At 39.5% G+C, this 19,563-nt stretch carries 15 protein-coding genes and 1 pseudogene; 8 read left to right on the top strand and 8 right to left on the bottom strand.

Annotated features, from left to right (window positions below; translation table 11 throughout):
- The first annotated feature begins 169 nt into the window (after positions 1-169).
- Positions 170-2,521, top strand: coding sequence for a DUF4084 domain-containing protein (locus TR08_RS11505; protein ID WP_081954442.1), 2,352 nt, complete (start codon positions 170-172; stop codon positions 2,519-2,521).
- A gap of 176 nt (positions 2,522-2,697) precedes the next feature.
- Here the strand turns inward: TR08_RS11505 and yiaA are convergent, their stop codons facing one another.
- A complete protein-coding gene (yiaA, locus tag TR08_RS11510; RefSeq protein WP_045518614.1) occupies positions 2,698-3,168 on the bottom strand; it encodes an inner membrane protein YiaA in 471 nt (156 codons plus the stop codon).
- Between the two features lie 412 nt (positions 3,169-3,580).
- Here yiaA and TR08_RS11515 point away from each other — a divergent pair, with 412 nt between their 5' ends.
- The gene (locus TR08_RS11515) at positions 3,581-3,808 is read left to right on the top strand and encodes a hypothetical protein (RefSeq protein ID WP_152597395.1); all 228 of its coding nucleotides are present in this window, start codon (positions 3,581-3,583) and stop codon (positions 3,806-3,808) included.
- 129 nt (positions 3,809-3,937) lie between these two features.
- Here TR08_RS11515 and TR08_RS11520 read toward each other — a convergent pair whose 3' ends face one another.
- Positions 3,938-4,996 (bottom strand): NAD(P)/FAD-dependent oxidoreductase, encoded by a 1,059-nt coding sequence (locus TR08_RS11520; RefSeq protein WP_045518329.1) that lies wholly within the window; start codon positions 4,994-4,996, stop codon positions 3,938-3,940.
- A 293-nt stretch (positions 4,997-5,289) separates the two neighbouring features.
- Here TR08_RS11520 and TR08_RS11525 point away from each other — a divergent pair, with 293 nt between their 5' ends.
- The 4 genes from TR08_RS11525 to TR08_RS11540 all read left to right on the top strand — a co-directional run bounded on the left by TR08_RS11525 (position 5,290) and on the right by TR08_RS11540 (position 9,091).
- A complete protein-coding gene (locus TR08_RS11525; protein WP_045518330.1) occupies positions 5,290-6,135 on the top strand; it encodes an ABC transporter ATP-binding protein in 846 nt (281 codons plus the stop codon).
- Positions 6,086-7,009: an iron-hydroxamate ABC transporter substrate-binding protein gene (locus tag TR08_RS11530; RefSeq protein ID WP_045518331.1), complete on the top strand. Its 924-nt coding sequence runs from the start codon at positions 6,086-6,088 to the stop codon at positions 7,007-7,009. The genes TR08_RS11525 and TR08_RS11530 overlap by 50 nt, the downstream gene beginning before the upstream one ends.
- 67 nt (positions 7,010-7,076) lie before the next feature.
- Positions 7,077-8,087 (top strand): FecCD family ABC transporter permease, encoded by a 1,011-nt coding sequence (locus TR08_RS11535; RefSeq protein ID WP_045518332.1) that lies wholly within the window; start codon positions 7,077-7,079, stop codon positions 8,085-8,087.
- Positions 8,084-9,091: a FecCD family ABC transporter permease gene (locus tag TR08_RS11540; protein WP_045518333.1), complete on the top strand. Its 1,008-nt coding sequence runs from the start codon at positions 8,084-8,086 to the stop codon at positions 9,089-9,091. The genes TR08_RS11535 and TR08_RS11540 overlap by 4 nt, the downstream gene beginning before the upstream one ends.
- Positions 9,092-9,123: 32 nt before the next feature.
- Here the strand turns inward: TR08_RS11540 and TR08_RS11545 are convergent, their stop codons facing one another.
- Positions 9,124-9,492 carry a winged helix-turn-helix transcriptional regulator gene (locus TR08_RS11545; protein ID WP_045518334.1) on the bottom strand — a complete coding sequence of 123 codons (369 nt, stop codon included), beginning with the start codon at positions 9,490-9,492 and terminating at the stop codon, positions 9,124-9,126.
- 181 nt (positions 9,493-9,673) lie between these two features.
- Here TR08_RS11545 and TR08_RS11550 point away from each other — a divergent pair, with 181 nt between their 5' ends.
- Positions 9,674-10,906: an MFS transporter gene (locus TR08_RS11550; RefSeq protein ID WP_045518335.1), complete on the top strand. Its 1,233-nt coding sequence runs from the start codon at positions 9,674-9,676 to the stop codon at positions 10,904-10,906.
- A gap of 1 nt (position 10,907) precedes the next feature.
- Positions 10,908-11,750, top strand: a complete 843-nt coding sequence (locus tag TR08_RS11555) for an aldo/keto reductase (RefSeq protein ID WP_045518336.1) — start codon at positions 10,908-10,910, stop codon at positions 11,748-11,750.
- A 40-nt stretch (positions 11,751-11,790) separates the two neighbouring features.
- On the opposite strand, the gene TR08_RS11560 is transcribed toward TR08_RS11555, so the two are convergent.
- The 5 genes and pseudogenes from TR08_RS11560 to TR08_RS30280 form a co-directional block, all read right to left on the bottom strand.
- Positions 11,791-12,126, bottom strand: a complete 336-nt coding sequence (locus TR08_RS11560) for a zinc ribbon domain-containing protein YjdM (RefSeq protein WP_045518337.1) — start codon at positions 12,124-12,126, stop codon at positions 11,791-11,793.
- Between the two features lie 393 nt (positions 12,127-12,519).
- A complete protein-coding gene (locus TR08_RS11565) occupies positions 12,520-13,377 on the bottom strand; it encodes an endonuclease/exonuclease/phosphatase family protein (protein ID WP_045518338.1) in 858 nt (285 codons plus the stop codon).
- 108 nt (positions 13,378-13,485) lie between these two features.
- Positions 13,486-13,639, bottom strand: a pseudogene (locus TR08_RS34170) (IS91 family transposase); the annotation flags it as partial.
- 819 nt (positions 13,640-14,458) lie between these two features.
- Positions 14,459-15,526 (bottom strand): HupE/UreJ family protein, encoded by a 1,068-nt coding sequence (locus TR08_RS11570; RefSeq protein ID WP_045518339.1) that lies wholly within the window; start codon positions 15,524-15,526, stop codon positions 14,459-14,461.
- A 330-nt stretch (positions 15,527-15,856) separates the two neighbouring features.
- On the bottom strand, positions 15,857-19,321 hold the full coding sequence (locus TR08_RS30280) for a LamG-like jellyroll fold domain-containing protein (protein ID WP_052427426.1): 3,465 nt from the start codon (positions 19,319-19,321) through the stop codon (positions 15,857-15,859).
- Between the last annotated feature and the right edge of the window lie 242 nt (positions 19,322-19,563).

Here is a 19,563-nt window from a genome sequence, read left to right on the forward strand (position 1 = left end):
CAGGCATATTTTTTTTTTACTTTACTGGAAAAAATATACCCATTTTAGGATAAAACACCACATCTACTGACATTTTTCGACAACTTTCCGTTCCACTAAATGGTAAAATAGTCTTACTTTTACTCAAGTAGCATGGAAATAAATCTGATTTCTCATGGGAGTGTCATGGATGGATTGGTTAGTAATAAAAAAGCTATATATTTACTATACACTTTTTCATACTCTTGGTTATTATATGTGGCTTTACTACTGGCACAACGACGATGCGATCAAAACAACGGGTGTAAACATACTTTTAATAGCTGCCCCCCTCACTTCATCTATTATTCTGTTTTTAGTATATAGAAAACTTAAAACAAATGATAATTACGTTTGGCTTTTCCTCTCGCTAGGATGTTTTTTTAACTTAATGGCCGTGTTAGCAAGCAGCAATTTTTTACATAAAGAAATTTGGTCCCTTGGGTGGAATAATTTCTTCTATATGCTTCAGATTGCATGTTATCTCTTAGCCATTATTTATAAAATTCGCATTAAAGGTCAAAATCTTCATCTGATAAAATTTACCTTTGATACCTGTATAATTATGACGGTGGCTATTACGTTTAGCTGGCATTTCATCTTACGTGAGATCCTAACTCAAAATATTTTTTTAGGATATCCAATCGGGGATTTGATCCTATTTTTCGGTGCAATGATTTTCTACTTAGGCTCTGAAAACCTTTTCCCATACAGAGTAATGATTGTTTTAAGCTTATTGACTCAAGTTATCGCAGATACTTCTTACTTTTTACTAAATGTAATGAATATATCTTTTTCAGAAAGTATATTTCATCCATTATGGTCACTTGCACCTTTATTAATGGGCATTGCAGGGACATATGCGATAAAGAATGACGATAAATCACCTGAAAAGAACATTAAGATCCATTCTTTAAAAGATTCTATCACCCTACGATTACTATTGCCTTATATAGGTGTAATTCTTTTATTTATGGTCATGATATTTCAACATAATGAATCAAAAAGTTTAATTATTGGTTCAGCAACAGCCATCCTTTTGCTTATATTACGGCACATCTTTACCTCCTTAGAAAATCAAACCTTGTTATCTAAATATCATGAACTTACAGAGGAATTAGAGCTGAAAATTGGGAAAAGAACCGAGGAACTAATATCAAAAAACAAGCAGCTTCTTTCTGCTGCACGGAAAATGAAACATATGGCCTATCATGATGTGTTAAGCGGGCTGCCAAATAGGAGGATGTTTTTGGAACGGCTGAAGACAGCAATGGATGAGGCGAAACGAAATCATTTTAAACTTGCGGTACTCTTTATCGATTTAGACCGTTTTAAAAATATTAATGATACTCTCGGCCATGAATTTGGTGATTTACTGTTAAAGCATGTTACCCAACAAATGTCAAAGAGCGTCCGTAAGATAGATACGATTTCTCGACAGGGAGGTGATGAGTTTACCATTTTACTGAATCGAATCCGGGCAGAAGAGGATGTCATTCCATTAGTTGAACGGCTTCGATCAATTGTGGCAAACCCCATAACCATTTCAGGTCAAGAATTACATGTCTCCATGAGTATCGGGATAGCCTTTTATCCCAATGATGGAGAAAATACCGAAGAGCTGATGAAGAATGCTGACATGGCCATGTATTGTGCCAAAGAAGATGGAAGAGACAACTACAAATTCTTTACTATGGATATGAATAAAGCTATTTCAAGAAAAATGGCACTAGAAAGTGGGCTTCGAAAGGCTCTAAAAAATGATGAATTTGTTTTAAATTATCAACCACAGGTAAGTTTACACACGGGAGAAATTGTTGGATTGGAAGCATTACTTCGGTGGAATACGATGGAAGCAGGTATGGTATCTCCGAATCAATTTATTCCTATTGCAGAAGAGTCCGGGCTGATCATCCCGATTGGGGAATGGGTCCTTTATAACGCCTGTATGCAGGGGAAAGCTTGGCATGATAATGGGCATAGCCATTTAAAAATTGCCGTAAACCTTTCACCCATACAATTTCTTCACGAAGATTTGGTAGGAATGGTCATCAAGGCTTTAAAGACAACTGGTTTTAATTCAAACTATTTAGAGTTAGAAATTACCGAAGGCGTTGCTTTTACCGACGCAGAAGCGGCCATTAAAAAAATGCAAACAATACGAGATTTGGGAGTACGAATATCGATTGATGACTTCGGTACAGGATACTCCTCCTTAATGTATCTAAAAAGATTTCCCATTAACACCTTAAAAATTCCTAAACCATTTAATCAAGATATCATAAACAGCCAAAAAGACAAAGCATTAGTTGAAACGATTATTTACTTAGGACATAGCCTCGGGTTATCAGTTATTGCTGAAGGAATTGAGAATAGAGAACAACTCCTGTTTCTAAAAGAACGATATTGTGATGTCGTTCAGGGGGACCTGTATAGCAAACCATTAACGGTTATACAAGTAAGTGCCTTGATTGAAAATAAAAAGTCTGTAATAATCTCATAACTGAAAATTTCTGATTCAATAACTAAAAAAACGACAAGTTACTGTCGTTTCAATTTTCTTATTCCACATATGCACTCGTTCATAATAGAAGGTTAGCTGGATTTTTCTGGGTGGCCTCTTTCTTATGGCCTTTTATTACAGTAGTCGGAGAGAATCCTGTCAAAAAGGAAAATAACTCAATCTCTTTCTCTTGCTCTCTGTGCATCTCGAATATTCTTTTGAACCGTTATCGCTGCAAATAAACTTAGAACAAATGCCATACCATAAAACCCTTTTTCGCTTAAATCTATACTTCCTGCATTGTATAAACCGATACCCATTAATGAGATTGAAATAATAAATGCAAACCAACTAATACCATAATATATATTAGTAACTGGTATTCCCTCATCTTTATCCCTTACTGCTTTTTGTAAAGATACCGCTGAATAGAGTCCAAATACTAAAACTGCAAAGTAATATCCTTTTTCGTTCAATTGCATCGCTGCGTTATACAAGCCTATGAGATAAGCCGTACCACCTACTAATAGCGCTGCCCAAGAAGCCCCTATGAAAGCCGGAGTCGGTTCTCCCTCTTTCCTTGCCACTTTTATTTTCGAATCCTTTTGTTTTTCTTTATCTAATAAAACCTCATGATCATTAGACATTGAATGTTTCGCCCCCATCTTTTTATCTAATAAAAATGGAGCACCAGTTACATTGTAGTGCTCCTGCTTAAATCTATTATATAGAATTTTCTTACAAAGAATAGCTAATTTTTCCTTAATTTCCAATTAAGATTTCTCTATGTTTGATTCGACCTTAAGAGGCCTTATAGCCCTTCCCCATCATTTCATGCACGTTATGGATGGTCACATAGGCATTTTGATCAATGGTGCTTCGAATATGGAAAAACACCTAAACGACCTTTCGTTGGTGACAAGCACCTCCCGTGGACACTGTCCACCCCAGTTGTTCAAGATATTCCATTATGGTGTGTAGCTAATTAGAATCATTTTTGTATAATCCATTCTTTTTAGCAAACACTATTTTCATCGTATGTTAAAAGGAGACTGTATTGTGAAGCTATATGAAATAACCAATATGATTATTGATGATGATTTTGACAGTGAGGAATATGTTACTGCAGAGTTTACCCATGATCAAATGAATTACAGCATTACTTTTAAAAAAGCAGACCTGGAAATCATTAATTCCTGGGTTTTCAAGGATGGTACTTCCCTGCCAGCTAATCTATCGGATACTCTTATCGACTCCATTAGGGAAGATGTTAAAAAGAGAATGTAGCGTAAAGCTGATTGGAATTCCGATCAGCTTTTTTCTCGATTTTTGACGTTTCGCTGATATATATGGATTAACGCCGATATATTCCATTACATTATAAAAATAATGAATAGAGTGAAGGCTGCCTTCACTCTATTTTTCTACTAATTGCTTCACTAACTCTTTATTTCGCTCTTTAAAAACTTCATTATGGGAAGAAACCATCGCGACTTTGGCCGCGTCAGGCTGAATAAACTGTTTCGCTTTGTTCACGGCGTTCGCCGCATCTTGGAACGCACCGGCAATCAGATTTATTTTTCCATCATACATAAGAATATCTCCAGCAGCATAAAGACCTTCAATGGAAGATTCGCTCGTAGCGTTCCCCGCAATATAATAATTTTCTACTCGCTCAATAGTTAATACACTATTTTCCAATAAGGTTGCGTCCTGTTCATAGCCATGACTAATCACCACTTCATCCACAGGCACATACCTAACATCACCTGTTTCATGGTTCGTCAATTCAACCGTGTCAATTTCATCTCGCTCATCATTAGCTATTAATTTGGTAATCGATGTTTGAAAGAAGCATTCAACAGAACTGTTCAGAAGCTTAGTTGCCTGCGCTTCTTGTCCATGTCCTCCTAATTGCTCTTTTCTATACGTTAAATAAACCTTTTTGGCAATAGTTTCTAGCTCATTTGCCCAGTCCACTGCAGAATTTCCACCACCAGAAATGATGACCGTTTTATCTTTGAACTGTTTAAAAGATTTAACGGTGTAATGTAAATTTGACACTTCAAATCTCTCGGCGCCTTCTATTTCCAACTTTTGCGGATTCAAAATGCCGCTGCCGATGGCAACAATCACGGTTTTCGAAAAATGAAGCTCTCCGGATGATCCTTTTAAGACAAAGATCCCTTCTTCATTACGCGTAATCGATTCTACTTTTTCGTTCAATACCACGGTTGGGCTAAACGTTAACGCTTGTTCAACAAGCTGTTCAATTAATTTTGCTCCCGTAATCGGGGTTAGTCCGCCAACATCCCAGATCATTTTTTCCGGATAAACATGAATTTTCCCGCCTAATTGTGGCTGGTATTCAATAACCTTTGTTTTCATTTCTCTCAATCCGCTATAAAAAGTGGAATAAATCCCCGCTGGTCCCCCGCCAATTACTGTCACATCAAACAATTCCTGTTGTGCCATAATCGTTCACTCCCTAACCAATTGTAATTGATTATCATTATCAATAAGAATAATTCAATTATCTTTGTTTGACAACAAGATCTTTTCTGAAAAATCTGTGTCAGGACGAATTTCCCTACTTTTTTAACACAAAAAAAAGCATGTAAACCCTTACTCCACTTATGATTCAGGACTAGGTATAAAAAAAACATCTATAGCTTTTCAAAAAATTGTGATTGACTTTCAAAATCGCGGCAATTATATTTGAAAGCAGTGATACTGATAATCATTATCAACTAAAAAGGAGGCTAACAATGGTTCGCCTACATACAAATGACGTAAGCATTGGTTATGGTGAAAACTTAATTGTTAAAAATCTCAGTATTGATATTCCAGATAAGAAGATAACAACCATCATCGGACCGAATGGCTGTGGAAAATCGACACTAATGAAAGCAATTACTCGGATCATCTCCCACCAATCGGGATCCATCCTGTTGGACGGAAAGGATATATCAAAAGTAAACACAAAGCTTCTTGCTAAACAAATGGCCATCCTTCCACAAACACCAGAAAGTGCAAGTGGATTAACGGTTGGAGAGCTCGTATCCTATGGGCGCTTTCCCTATCAAAAGGGCTTCGGTCGCTTAACAAAAAAGGATTATGAAGTGATTGACTGGGCTCTTGAAGTCACAGGAACAATAGACTTTAAGTTTCGTCCCGTAGACGCCCTGTCAGGCGGGCAGCGTCAGCGTGTTTGGATTGCGATGGCACTTGCACAAGAAACGGAAATTATCTTTTTAGATGAACCGACCACCTATTTAGATATGGCCCATCAACTTGAGGTCTTAGAACTTTTACAAAAATTAAATTTGGAGCAGGAACGGACAATCGTAATGGTCCTTCATGATCTAAACCAAGCCGCCCGTTTTGCTGACAATATCATCGCGTTAAAAACCGGTGAAATTGTCAAGGCAGGAACGTGTGATGAAGTAATCAGCCATAAAGTGCTTAAAAAGGTATTTAATATTGATGCTGTAATCGGACATGATCCAAGAACGAAAAAACCGATGTGTATAACTTACAATCTACTAAAAGGAGAAACAAAAGATGAAAAAACTACTTCTGCCATTTATTCTGCTCTTAGCGTTAATTATTAGTGCATGCGGAACACAAACTTCAACAAAAGAGGAAAGTGCAGCACCAGATGAAAAGAAATCTGAAACAATTACCTACCAATCAGAAAATGGGCCGGTTGAAGTTCCTGCAGACCCGAAGCGCGTCATATTGCTTTCTGGCTTCACTGGTAATGTAATAGATTTAGGCGTAAATGTCGTCGGAGTCGATGTCTGGTCAAAGAATAACCCGACATTTGAAAAAGAAATGAAAGATGTCGCAGAAGTTTCCGATGAAGACTTAGAAAAAATCATCGAATTAGAACCAGACTTAATCATTGGTCTATCCAATATTAAAAACTTAGATAAGTTAAGTAAAATTGCTCCTACCGTTACATATACATGGGGGAAAGTAGACTATTTAAAACAACACTTAGAAATTGGAAAACTATTAAATAAAGAGAAAGAAGCACAAGCATGGATTGATGAATTCAAGAAAGAAGCTGAAATTGCTGGCGAAGAAATTCGTGCAAAAATTGGCGAGGACGCGACCGTTTCAGTCATGGAAAGCTACGGAAAGGATCTTTATGTATTCGGCAGCAACTGGGCACGCGGAACAGAAATCCTTTATCAAGCAATGAAACTAAAAATGCCTGAAAAAGTAAAAGCAGTGGCAGAGGAAGCTGGTTATTCAACCCTATCTGCAGAAGTACTTCCTGAGTATGCCGGAGATTACGTAATCTTGAGTAAATACTCAGACGCGGATACCTCCTTCCAAGAAACCGAAACGTACAAAAACATTCCAGCAGTGAAAAACAATCACGTATTCGAAATGAATGGCAATGGTGCAAGCTTCAGTGACCCTGTTACACTCGAAAAGCAGCTGGAATTCTTCAAAAAATCATTTTTAGGAAACTAGTTTTGTTGAGGGATTCTAACACAGAATTCCTCTTCCCCTATTCTATGACAGAAAAGATGAGAGACTTATGACGAATGAAAAACAACGTTCTATTCCTTTTGGATATAAACTGATTATCGGAATTCTTGTGTTTTTAGTGATGTTAGTTCTTTCCATGATCATGGGTGCAGCGGATATCAAACTTCAAGATGTATGGCATGCGCTTTTTTCAGATGCCAAAGGGGAAAAAATTTCAATCATCCGTGAAATACGCTTGCCACGTGAGGTTGCCGCAATCGTTGTTGGTGCGGCTCTTTCTGTTTCAGGAGCGATTATGCAAGGAATTACTAGAAATCCTCTTGCTGACCCAGGGTTATTTGGCTTAACAGCGGGTGCAAATGCAGCACTCGCAATCATCATCGCGTTTATCCCAACAGCAAACTATTTCAGTATTACCATTGCCTGCTTTATTGGAGCAGCAGTCGGAACTACGATGGTTTTCGGGATTGGAGCGATGAAAAAAGGCGGCTTTTCTCCACTGAGGATTGTATTAGCGGGAGCAGCTGTTTCTGCTTTTCTTTACGCGATTGCAGAAGGAATAGGAATTTATTTTAAGATATCAAAAAATGTCTCGATGTGGACTGCTGGAGGAATGATTGGTACCACCTGGGGACAGCTCCAAGTCATTGTTCCCTTCATCATTCTAGGTTTATTGGTTTCTCTATTTCTCTCAAGACAGCTCACAATTCTTAGCCTAAATGAAGAAGTTGCCGTTGGTTTAGGTCAAAAAACAACGCAAATAAAGGTGATCCTCTTTATTGCAATTATTTTATTAGCGGGGGCTTCTGTTGCCCTTATTGGAAATATGGCATTTATCGGCTTAATGGTTCCCCATGTGGTTCGTGCAATGGTTGGAACTGATTATCGGTATATACTCCCAATGTCCGCTATTTCTGGTGCCACCTTTATGCTTTTTGCCGATACACTTGGTCGGACAATTAATGCTCCCTTTGAAACACCAGTCGCCGCAATTGTGGCAACACTGGGGTTACCTTTCTTCCTTGTGATTGTCCGTAAAGGAGGGAAAGCATTCTCATGATCCAACCCTCGTTACTTATAAAACAACGATTCATTCTCTGTTTTTTACTGGCACTTATTATCGTTACAATCGTCATTGGGCTTTGTCTGGGTTATTCCTCTCTTTCCTATGATAGGCTGATTCCAACCCTTCTAGGACAAGGTACGTTCAAAGAGGAATTCGTGTTATTTTCTCTTCGTTTACCGCGAATCATCATTACCCTATTAGCTGGGATGGCCTTGGCCTTATCCGGTGCTATTTTACAAGGAATTACCCGTAATGATTTAGCTGACCCTGGGATTATTGGGATTAATTCTGGTGCAGGTGTCGCCGTTACCGTATTCTTTTTGTTTTTTCCGATAGATTCAGGTTCCTTTGTCTACATGCTTCCACTAGTTGCATTTATCGGCGCATTGCTAACAGCCATCCTCATCTATCTTTTCGCTTATAGCAAAACCGAAGGACTTCAGCCTGTACGGTTAGTGTTGATTGGGGTCGGCTTTTCGATGGCACTCTCCGGAGCGATGATTGTCCTTATATCATCTGCAGAAAGGGCAAAAGTTGATTTTATTGCGAAATGGTTAGCAGGAAATATTTGGGGAACAGACTGGCCATTTATTTGGGCACTACTCCCTTGGCTCATTGTCCTTCTTCCTTTTACCTTATACAAAGCCAACCGGTTGAACCTTCTCAGCCTTAGTGAACCGGTAGCAATCGGCGTCGGCGTATCAATTGAAAAAGAACGGATTGTCTTACTCATTACCGCCGTTGCCCTGGCAGCCTCTGCTGTTTCGGTTACAGGTGGAATTACCTTTATCGGATTAATGGCTCCACATATAGCAAAAGCATTAGTAGGACCGCGAAATCAATTATTTATTCCGATTGCCATCTTAATTGGCGGCTGGCTATTAGTGTTTGCTGACACCATTGGTCGTAACATCATGGGATCTTCAGGAATCCCCGCCGGTATTATGGTCGCATTAATTGGAGCTCCCTACTTTATGTATTTATTATTTAAGAAATAAGGCGCTTCCCTGAAATAGGGAGCGCCCATTTTTTATTTTAGATGTTCATTTAGTACGTTCTTTTCTAAGACATCCAAACTGCCATACACTTTGGTAATATGTTTTTCTCCCCATGTGCAAAGTGAATTTAAGATGCCTTCTAAACTCTCGCCATACTCACTTAACTCATACTCCACTTTTGGCGGAACTTGATTATAAACGATTCGGTTAATGACACCATCTTCCTCTAATTCTCGCAATTGCTGCGTTAACATCTTCTGTGTAATATCCGGCATCAAGCGTTTTAATTCACTCGTTCGTTTCTTGCCATGGGTTAAATGGCAGAGAATCACACACTTCCACTTGCCGCCAATCACTTCCAACGTCGCTTCTACAGATATATTGTATTTCTTTGGTTTCATACGCAATTTCCCTCCTCATTAATAGGAACTAAAAAGTACCTATATTACTTATAAGTATCTATATCACTTCAAAGTGCGTACTTCACTAATGATTCACTATATCTCATAATAACATTTATCGATTGAGCTGCAACAAGCAAATCGAAATCAAATACTTATTAATTTTTAAGGAGGAGACAACATGTCTTTGAATAATAAGCAAAGTACGTTTGCGCTGCTGGCATTAGCCATTAGTGCCTTTGCAATCGGTACGACTGAATTTATCAGTGTCGGTCTTTTACCATTAATTGCAAATGACTTAGAAATACCCGTTACAACCGCCGGTTTAACGGTTTCCTTATATGCACTTGGTGTAACCTTCGGGGCACCCATTCTGACATCTCTTACTTCTAGTATGTCACGTAAATCTTTATTACTTTGGATCATGGTCATTTTTATAATCGGGAATGGGCTGGCTGCAAGTGCTACGAGCATCGGTGTACTTCTTGTGGCACGCGTTATATCTGCCCTTTCACATGGTATTTTTATGTCAATCGGCTCAACCATCGCAGCTGATTTAGTACCAGAAAATCGCAGAGCCAGCGCCATATCGATTATGTTTACCGGACTCACGGTTGCTACGGTAACGGGTGTACCATTTGGTACCTTTATTGGCCAACAATTTGGCTGGAGAATCGCATTTATCATCATTATTGTTGTCGGAGTAATCGCATTACTTGCGAATAGTATCCTGATTCCATCAACTTTACGAAAAGGGACAATATCATCTTTTCGGGATCAAATCAAATTAGTGACAAATGGCCGCTTATTACTAGTATTTATCATTACTGCCTTAGGGTATGGAGGAACGTTTGTTGTCTTTACTTATCTATCTCCTATCCTCCAGGAAATCACAGGTTTTAATGAAGGAACTGTCGCAGCCATTCTTCTTGGATACGGAATAGCGATCGCAATCGGGAACATGATTGGTGGAAAAGTAGCGAATAAAAATCCAATTAAGGCCCTATTTTATATGTTTATCGCTCAAGCCGTGGTCCTTTTTATCTTACTATTTACAGCACCTTTTAAAATGGCAGGATTAGTCACAATTTTCTTAATGGGGATGCTTGCTTTTATGAATGTACCCGGTTTACAAGTGTATGTGGTCATGCTGGCAGAGCGGTATGTGCCAAGCGCCGTAGACGTGGCTTCTGCCCTAAATATCGCTGCCTTTAATGCAGGAATTGCAATAGGTTCCTATTTAGGTGGTGTCATAACAGATTCAATCGGACTCATTCATACCTCTTGGATAGGAGCGCTAATGGTTATCGGTGCCGTAATTCTTACAGGCTGGAGTCGAAAACTTGAACAAAAAGACGAAACCCTTACAGTCAACAAGTGTTCTTTTTCAAATCAAAAATTGGAGGTTCAATAAAATGACAAACAACTTACAAGCAACAATTACTTTATATAATGGTGTAAAAATGCCTTGGTTTGGTCTTGGGGTATTTAAAGTCGAAGAAGGTCCCGAATTAGTGAATGCTGTTAAATTTGCGATTAAACAAGGATACCGCAGTATTGATACCGCAGCTATTTATGGGAATGAAGAAGGTGTTGGGCAAGCGATTCGCGAAGCTATCAATGAATACGGTATTACGAGAGAAGAATTATTTATTACCTCAAAGGTTTGGAATTCTGATTTAGGTTACGAATCTACGATTGCGGCATACGAAACTAGCTTAAGAAAACTAGGTCTTGATTATCTTGACCTTTACCTCATCCATTGGCCTAAAGAGGATAAATATAGTGAAGCATGGCGTGTTTTAGAGACTCTTTATAAAGAAGGAAAAGTAAAAGCGATTGGTGTTAGTAACTTCCAAGTCCACCACCTTGAAAAAATAATGCAGGATGCAGAAATAAAACCAATGGTCAATCAAGTAGAATACCATCCACGGTTAACGCAGCAAGAGGTTAAAGCCTTTTGTGGCCAACATGGCATTCAATTTGAAGCTTGGTCCCCTTTAATGCAGGGTCAATTATTTGATAATCCTTTACTAAAGGAACTAGCCAATAAATATAACAAAACGGTCGCTCAAGTTATTTTACGCTGGGATTTGCAAAATGGCGTTGTAACTATACCAAAATCAACGAAAGAGCATCGAATTATCGAGAACTCAACGATATTTGATTTTGAGCTGACGACAGAAGATATGGACAAAATCAGTGGTCTGAATGAAAATTACCGAGTCGGTCCAGATCCTGACAACATTGATTTTTAGGAAAAATATATGGCGCCCCTAACTAAGGAGCGCCAATTTTTTATATTTTTTTTACATATTCAGACTTTAAGCTCATTGCACCAAAACCATCAATTTTGCAGTCGATATTATGGTCTCCATCAACTAAACGAATATTTTTTACTTTTGTTCCTTGCTTTAGCGTCGAGGAACTGCCTTTTACTTTAAGGTCTTTAATGACCGTTACCGAATCACCATCACTTAAAACATTTCCATTTGCATCTTTAATGACTCTTTCTTCTTCCACCGAGGCAGCTTCTAAACTCCACTCATGACCGCACTCCGGGCAAATCAATAGACTTCCATCTTCATATGTATATTCAGAATGACACTTTGGGCAATTTGGTAAATTCGACATATCCCTTATCCTCCCCTCTCCTATAAATATCCTATCCAAGTATATTGGATTTTCCATAAAGATTCCACTCTATGTATAATTGGCTATTGATTGTATGTTATTAATAAGTAAAGACGACAGGTACTATTAATTTTTTGGGAGTAAATTGGCTATCTTTTTAAATTTATGCTCCCAAATGCTTCCTAACTCACTCTTAGAATAAATACTTTTTCCGTTTTGAACCATAATAAACGCAAGGCGGATAAGTAAGGAGTAAGCCTATATGATATCGGATATGTTGCCACCATTGACTATTTTCTTCTTTCTACTCCCTTCAAAATGTATTAATTCGGTGATACCTGACAGATAGCACGTTTTAAAAAAGCCCCTCGCAAAAAGCGAAGGGACCCCAAATTACTTTTCTCCATTATTAAAAGGTTCAGCCCGATCCAGCACAATCGTAGTCATCAATGGAAGATGATCTGATGCAGGAGTGTCAATCACTCGGGCACCATTTGTTTCAATATTATTTGAGGTAAAAATATAATCGATTCTTTTTGTTGGGTTTTCCGCAGGAAAAGTGTATGCCTCATTTTGATTTACAAATGCATCAATATAATTGGAATACATTAGCTTCATTTCGTTACTTTCAGGTGTCGCATTTAAATCACCCATAATAACTTTTTGCCCTTTTGATTCACCAGTAATCTTGATAATTTCCTCCATTTGGATTTGGCGTTCAGCTGAAGTCAGATGTGATAGATGTGTGTTATAAGCATGAAGGTGATTCCCTTTCACGTTGATGGTCACTTCCGACAGTCCTCGCTGTTCTGTATTTCCAATTTTCGGCAGCAGGTGATTTTCAGATTTTAAAATTGGGTACTTGCTTAAAATGGCTGTCCCATACTGGCGACGTGGCTCACCTTCATTTATCGGTTTGTAATCAAGGTTTGCAGCATAGGTATAAAACATTCCAAGCCGGTTTGCCAGCCATTTTGCCTGATCTTGAAAGTCACTGCGGTCGGAAAAATGGTTGTCCACTTCCTGCAGACCAACAATATCGGCTTCCCCCTCTTCAATGATACGTGCAATTCGTTCCAAATCCAAAACGCCGTCTACCCCTTCGCCGTGATGAATATTATAAGACATAACATTGACATTAACCGATACTCCGCGCGGGAATTCCTGCTCTTCGGCAAAAGCATTCCCGACTAAAGATGATAGTGACACAACTAAAACCAAAACAGCCAACATGAACGATACCTTTCTCATTTCATCCTCACCTCTCTTAGATCTCAAGCATAATTGTACAGGGTTAATATATAGGTTTTATTTAACTAATGTAAAAAAACAATTACATTTTGGTTATGAAGATGCCATTTTTTGATTCACTTGTAGCACATCCTCAGCTAAAATCGGACTCCATTCTTCGCTTTCTCCCACTGAACAGATCTTACAAAATCGGACTTTACTTTCCGAACATCTGGAATCTCTCACAAACAAAGGGCTTGAACCCTTTCTTCCTATCTCCACATTGTGTTTATGAAGCTAGGAGTTGAATTGTCGCGCTCATCCACCGCTTTGACTACAAAATCATAGGCTTTACCAGCTTTGACATCCTTCAAAGTATATTGATTGTTGTTCTTCTCTGCTTCTACTCTACTGGAACATAGACACTCCAATTTGACCCTTAGCGACCGTTTTTCTCAATAATTCGGAAGCCGACTGTAAGGTCCTTATCGTTAAGGGGTCCCTTAGAGGGGTAGAAAATCAAGTGTTGCCTTATAAAAAATTTTGATTAAAAATACGCTATGAACGTTGATTTATCAATAAGATATAGTTTATTTTTTGAAAAAAGATTGATCAAATCCTTTAATCCTCTCATGTTTCAGACCACATTTTTAGAATAAAGTTCGATCAAAAAATATTCATAAATCTTGATTTATCAATGTTCTTATAAAATATGTACTGTATTTTAATCAATCTTTTTTATAAACGGTGCAACTTTTTTACAAACGGCCGAACTTTATTTTAACCCCCCCTTCAGAATCAAATTTGCTTTCTGTTTAATGGTAAGTGATAGATATTAATAGAGTGTAAATCCAATGTAAACATTTTGTAATACCAATATATTGATATTATGTTATAACAATATAATTCAAAATTTAAATCCTGTATAGACAGGATTTAACGAATATTCAAAATAACAAACGTATTGTAAACTTGCATTACGCATCCCCTCATAGGAATGGCTCAATTTGTAGGGTAACCACAAAGACAAAATAAAAAGATTTCACTTCTCGAGCCTTCCAGGCCATATGGTTGGCCATCTTTTCATGTTTTGGGCTATGGTTTACTGCAGACGTTGAATCAACCAATAAAATGCTAAAACAAAAATAAGGCAAGACGTTGAAATCATCATTTTACGATACCATGGGAACCTTCGCAGCCATATCAAGAGGGGCAGTAATAGGCATAAGATCAATAGTTGGCCTGTTTCCACACCTAAATTAAACGTCAGGAGTGAGCCAATCAGATTGCTCTTTGGAAGTCCCGTTTCGGCCAAAGCCCCGGCGAAACCCATACCGTGAATCAGGCCAAATAAGGTCGTCAATTGCCACCGCCATTTCGCCTGTTGAACAAACATATTTTCCACTGCCACATAACAGATCGTCAGGGGAATCAAGGCTTCGACCCAATGCGAACTGACCTGAATACGGTCGGTGGCCACCAAGAACAGTGTAATGCTGTGGGCGATTGTAAAAGCAGTAACAATTTTCAACGCATCCTTGTAGCGAGATGCAATTAATACTAAGGATAACAAAAACAGCAAATGATCGTACCCGGTCAAAATGTGTTCGATTCCAAGAACAAAGTATTTCCATAGGACGGATTCACTTTCAGGCTGAGCAATGGTGATCTGAACATCTTTATTTTTGGTATCAAGAATATTCTGATAGAAAAATTCCCCTGAATGGACCAAAAGTACATTCGTATGAAGAGGCGAATCTTCAAACATCAGATTGTAATGAAGATTAAATTGTTCGATCGCTTCATCGGCGGTTAACCTTAGTTTAAACAATACGCCGATATGGGAAGCCTTTTCTGTCACCTCCATCGAAAGCATTTCCATCGTTAAGGGCTTCGAATCCACCTCTATACGAAGATCTTTCTGTAATACCGCTTCGATTCTTTCTTTCTGCGAGGACAGTTCCTCGTTCTCCAGATATTTATCCTTGTTGGTATCAAATTGTTCCAGCATGTCTATTTGATCAAGAAAAAGTTCATAGTCAATCGTTTTCCCTTTAATGTTTAAAATCGAGTAACCTTGACTTTTGACGGTATGGGCAAATGAAGTGCTGGCATTCGCACAAAATATTAAGGTGACTATGAACAAGGACAGGAATGCACGTATTTTCAAAGCGAGACCTCTTTTCATCAAAATTTATATCTAATCCCTTGGAGCGAATCGTAATTGTGTCAATAAATATTGAGGTCTAAATATAGAGCGTCCCGCAGCAAATATTTTGCCGCGGGACCTCTTTTCATCAAAGTTTAAATCTAATCCCTTGAGCGAATCGTAATTGTGTCAATGAATATTGAGTGTCTAAATATTGAGTATCTAAATATTGAGCGTTCCGCAGCAAATATTTTGCCGCGGGACCTCTTTTCATCAAAGTTTAAATCTAATCCCTTGAGCGAATCGTAATTGTGTCAATGTATCGCTCGCGCTTAAGGTTACAGTGACATCTTAATTGACTGAGCCGCTTGGCGCATTGTCCGTTGTCGTAGGCAGTTGTTGATCACTCAATTGCGTTACTTGGTCCTGAGTCAATGCGCCGCTATATACGCGAACGTCGTCCAGCAGTCCATTGTAAGCTTCTCCGCCGGTTTCAGTGGCTCCCAGCACGATTTTACTCGTTACAGTCGGAAGCGGTCCGACATCCGTTGCTTTGCTTGCCACTAAGTTACCGTCGACATAGATCTTCAGCCCCTGTGCCTGATCGTAGGTAGCCGCATAATGATGCCAATTGTTATCGTTGTAGGTCCATGGAAAACTCAGCGCTTTATAACTGGATGAACCATTGGTCCAATAGGCCGCGCGAGCTTGACCCCCGGCCAACTGAAGGGCCGTGAAACGGTTAGAATGACGGAAAATGCTCACGGTGCCTGCTGCAGGCTGAGAAGTCTTGAACCAAAACGATACGGACTCGTTACCCGTTTGATTCAAAGTTGCCGAAGAGCTGAACTCGGCCCTTGAGCCGCCGCTGAAAGCAAGCGCTCCGCCGATCTTGCCCGAACTGTTCCAAGTCGGGTTGTTAACCAAAGTTCCGGTGTTACCTTTGCCTGAAGCATCGCCGACGGTTGTACCGGTGCCTTCATCGAACTTCCAGTGGGCTGCTAGTTCGGCAGGCTTTGCAGTTACGCTCATGCTTATTGTCAATGGGACGTTGTTCGGGTTTGTGACTCCAATAGGCAGAGTTACTTCTCCTGTTACCGTGAAGGTCTGCGCCGTCGTGGCACTTGGATCGTAGTTTGCACTATTTACATCCCAATTCACACTGGCATCCACATTTCCCCCATCGGTTACAAGGGCTACTTTTTCGGGCAATCCAAGAGCTGCCGCTGTTTTGGCCGTTCCGATGGGCACTGTTACCGGTGCAGGTACTGTGATGCTGTTCAATTTTTTTTCTTGAACCTCTGTCAATTCAAACCAGTTCAATCTCCAAAAACCTGTATTTGAATTCAGCCTTATTTTATGTGAGCCTTCACTCAGTTTGACCGTATCAGAAAAAGTGTCATATCTCCAACTCCCGGTTGAAAATGGGGTTCTCGTTTGAGGTACTCCATCTACCTGGAATTCAACCTCTGCCGGACGCCATGTTGCCACCCTGTAATTTACTTGATAGAATCCCGATTTTGCCACATCTACGTTATATTCCATCCAGTCGTCTTTTTCTATACTCGTCACTATCCATGCGCGTCCGCCATCATTATTCGGAAAATTTCTAAATACAGAATCCGGTTTTTTCGAATTGTAGTTTACACCTTCTATCCTTCCTGGCACCGATGCTGAACCAGGCATTACATCTAAAATATTTACATTAAAGCTGGCTGTCTTTCCACCTACAGTCACAGTAATTGGTGCTCCTTCTTTAAGAGTGGAACTATTAAAGCCGGTAATATTATCATCCGTTACGTTCTCCACTTTTGTTGTTCCATCGCTGTAAGTGCCTGTCACAACCAGCCCGTCTATATTCACCCCATCTCCCAGCAGGTAATTCAACTTTGTTGGCAGTTTAGTTATTTCGATGCTTTGCAACTTAACGTCAGAAGTCTCGTTGGCAATTGCCATGATCTGATCTGTAGACAATGCTTGATTGTAAACCCTTACTGCATCAATACGTCCATTGAAGCTTTGTTGGCCTCTGCTGTCTGCACCGATATACGTTCCCGTTGTTGGCTTAGAAGGATCTGTTGTATTATTGGTTACCGGTGTGCTCTTGCCATTGATATAAAGCTCCCAGGTGCCGCTTCTTCTTGCCGCAGTAATATTGGTCCATTGTCCTGGAGTCAAAGCAGTCTGCGATCCCAGGATCGTCTGACCGTTGATCGCGATTGATACCTTATCTCCCTTGTCATGATCCAGCACGATGGAATAACCGTTGCTAAGGCCATCGCCATTGGACAAGATCTGCTGCGATCCCGAAGTTGCGCCATTCCACTTCACCCAGGCTGTTAGCGTTAAATTGTTCTGTTTGTTGGATACAAGATCTGCACTTGCATAATTACCGTCAGCACCGTTCAGGCTGAGTGAAGCGGAACCTTCCATTTTATCCGTCTTATCATAGGCAGCACTTCCATGCAAGGTTGCATTAATCCCATTCTTGATACTGTCGTTGCCATTGCCGTTAAATCCCCACATATTTCTGGGTTTGTTACCATCCATAATTTGGATTTTATCTATGTTCACGCCCGCTGCGTTGCCATCGCTTTGTATGACGATCTTGTTATTTGGACCCGGATTCAGCTCAACAGGTACCGCCAATTCGTTATACGAGCTCATGCTTCCGGTAGTCGGAAAGCTGAGCGTCTGTACTTTGGCTCCATTTACATATATTCCCTTGGTAGCATTGGCAGCATCGGTAGCATACCTTATTTTCAATATTTTATTGCCGCCAGAAGCTCCTCCGTCAACCTTGAGCGACTCGATATATGCGCTTCCATGGTTCATATTCACATACTTGCCGCCGGACGGATTTATGTCGTTGCCAGAGGTTGCATTTGCGAACACACTATCCTCGGCTTCAAACATGCCGGTTGTATTCGGGTGCAGACTCATAGTACCTTCCCATATGGTTTTTTTTGTAGTTATATCCCTTCCCTTTATATGCACCTTGTCTTTATATACATCAAACATCATAGCTTGACTATTTAAAACGGCACCGTCTCTTAATGCAGTGAATTTATCCGCGAACATGTTGCCTTGTATCTTAGTATCGTCGTGAAGATGTCCTGTTGTTAAAATAACCTGTGGATATTTTTCAAGGATTTTTCGGAACTCCTGATCCTGTGCAGTTCTTTGATAATAACCATTCGAAGAATATGACTTGGATACGGTCTGGTGAATAGGCTCATGCATGAACACAAAAATCGGCTTGTCCGGTTCAGCATTTGCAGCAAGCGTGCGTTCAAACCAGGCTAACTGTTCGTCGGACATATACGCATAATAGGACGGTTTCGTATCATACCCTAAAAATATAAAGTCATAGTCTTGTATTTCCCGGTGGTAATACACCTTCTTTTCTGGTATTTCTGCCTTTTCTATAAATCTGTTCTTCGCTACATTATAATCCGACTGCCAATCATATTCATGATTTCCCATTGCATAATACACCGGCGGATGATCTTTTACAGAATCGATAGCCTTTTTTATGGCGTCATATTCACCGCTATCCCCGACATTGGTTATATCCCCGGCTAAAACGATTGCACTGGCATTATTATTTTTAGCCTCCGTTACAGCTTTAGCCGTTTTACCCGTATCGCTATGCGTGTCCGACATTGACATGAAGCTGAAGATAGGATCTTCCGTAGTGTTTTCTGCCCCTGCTGCAGAGCTTTCTGCCGAAGTACTGCCTACTACACCCGCCAGGGCTACATTCACCAGCATGAGTGATAGAAATAACTTTTTTAACCTTTTAAGAAATAGCATAATTAAACCTCCTGTTATTCTTTGTAATACTCAATATGAAATGGCCGTTGGTCGTCTTGCTTAGCCCGTTTAGGGGTCCCTTAGAGGGGTTGAAAATCAAGTGTTGCCTTATAAAAATTTTGATTAAAAAAACGCTATGAACGTTGATTTATCAATACGATATAGTTTATTTTTTGAAAAAAGATTGATCAAATCCTTTAATCCTCTCATGTTTCAGACCACATTTTTAGAATAAAGTTCGA

This window comes from Neobacillus niacini (assembly GCF_000759675.1).
Lineage (GTDB): Bacteria > Bacillota > Bacilli > Bacillales > Cytobacillaceae > Neobacillus > Neobacillus niacini_A.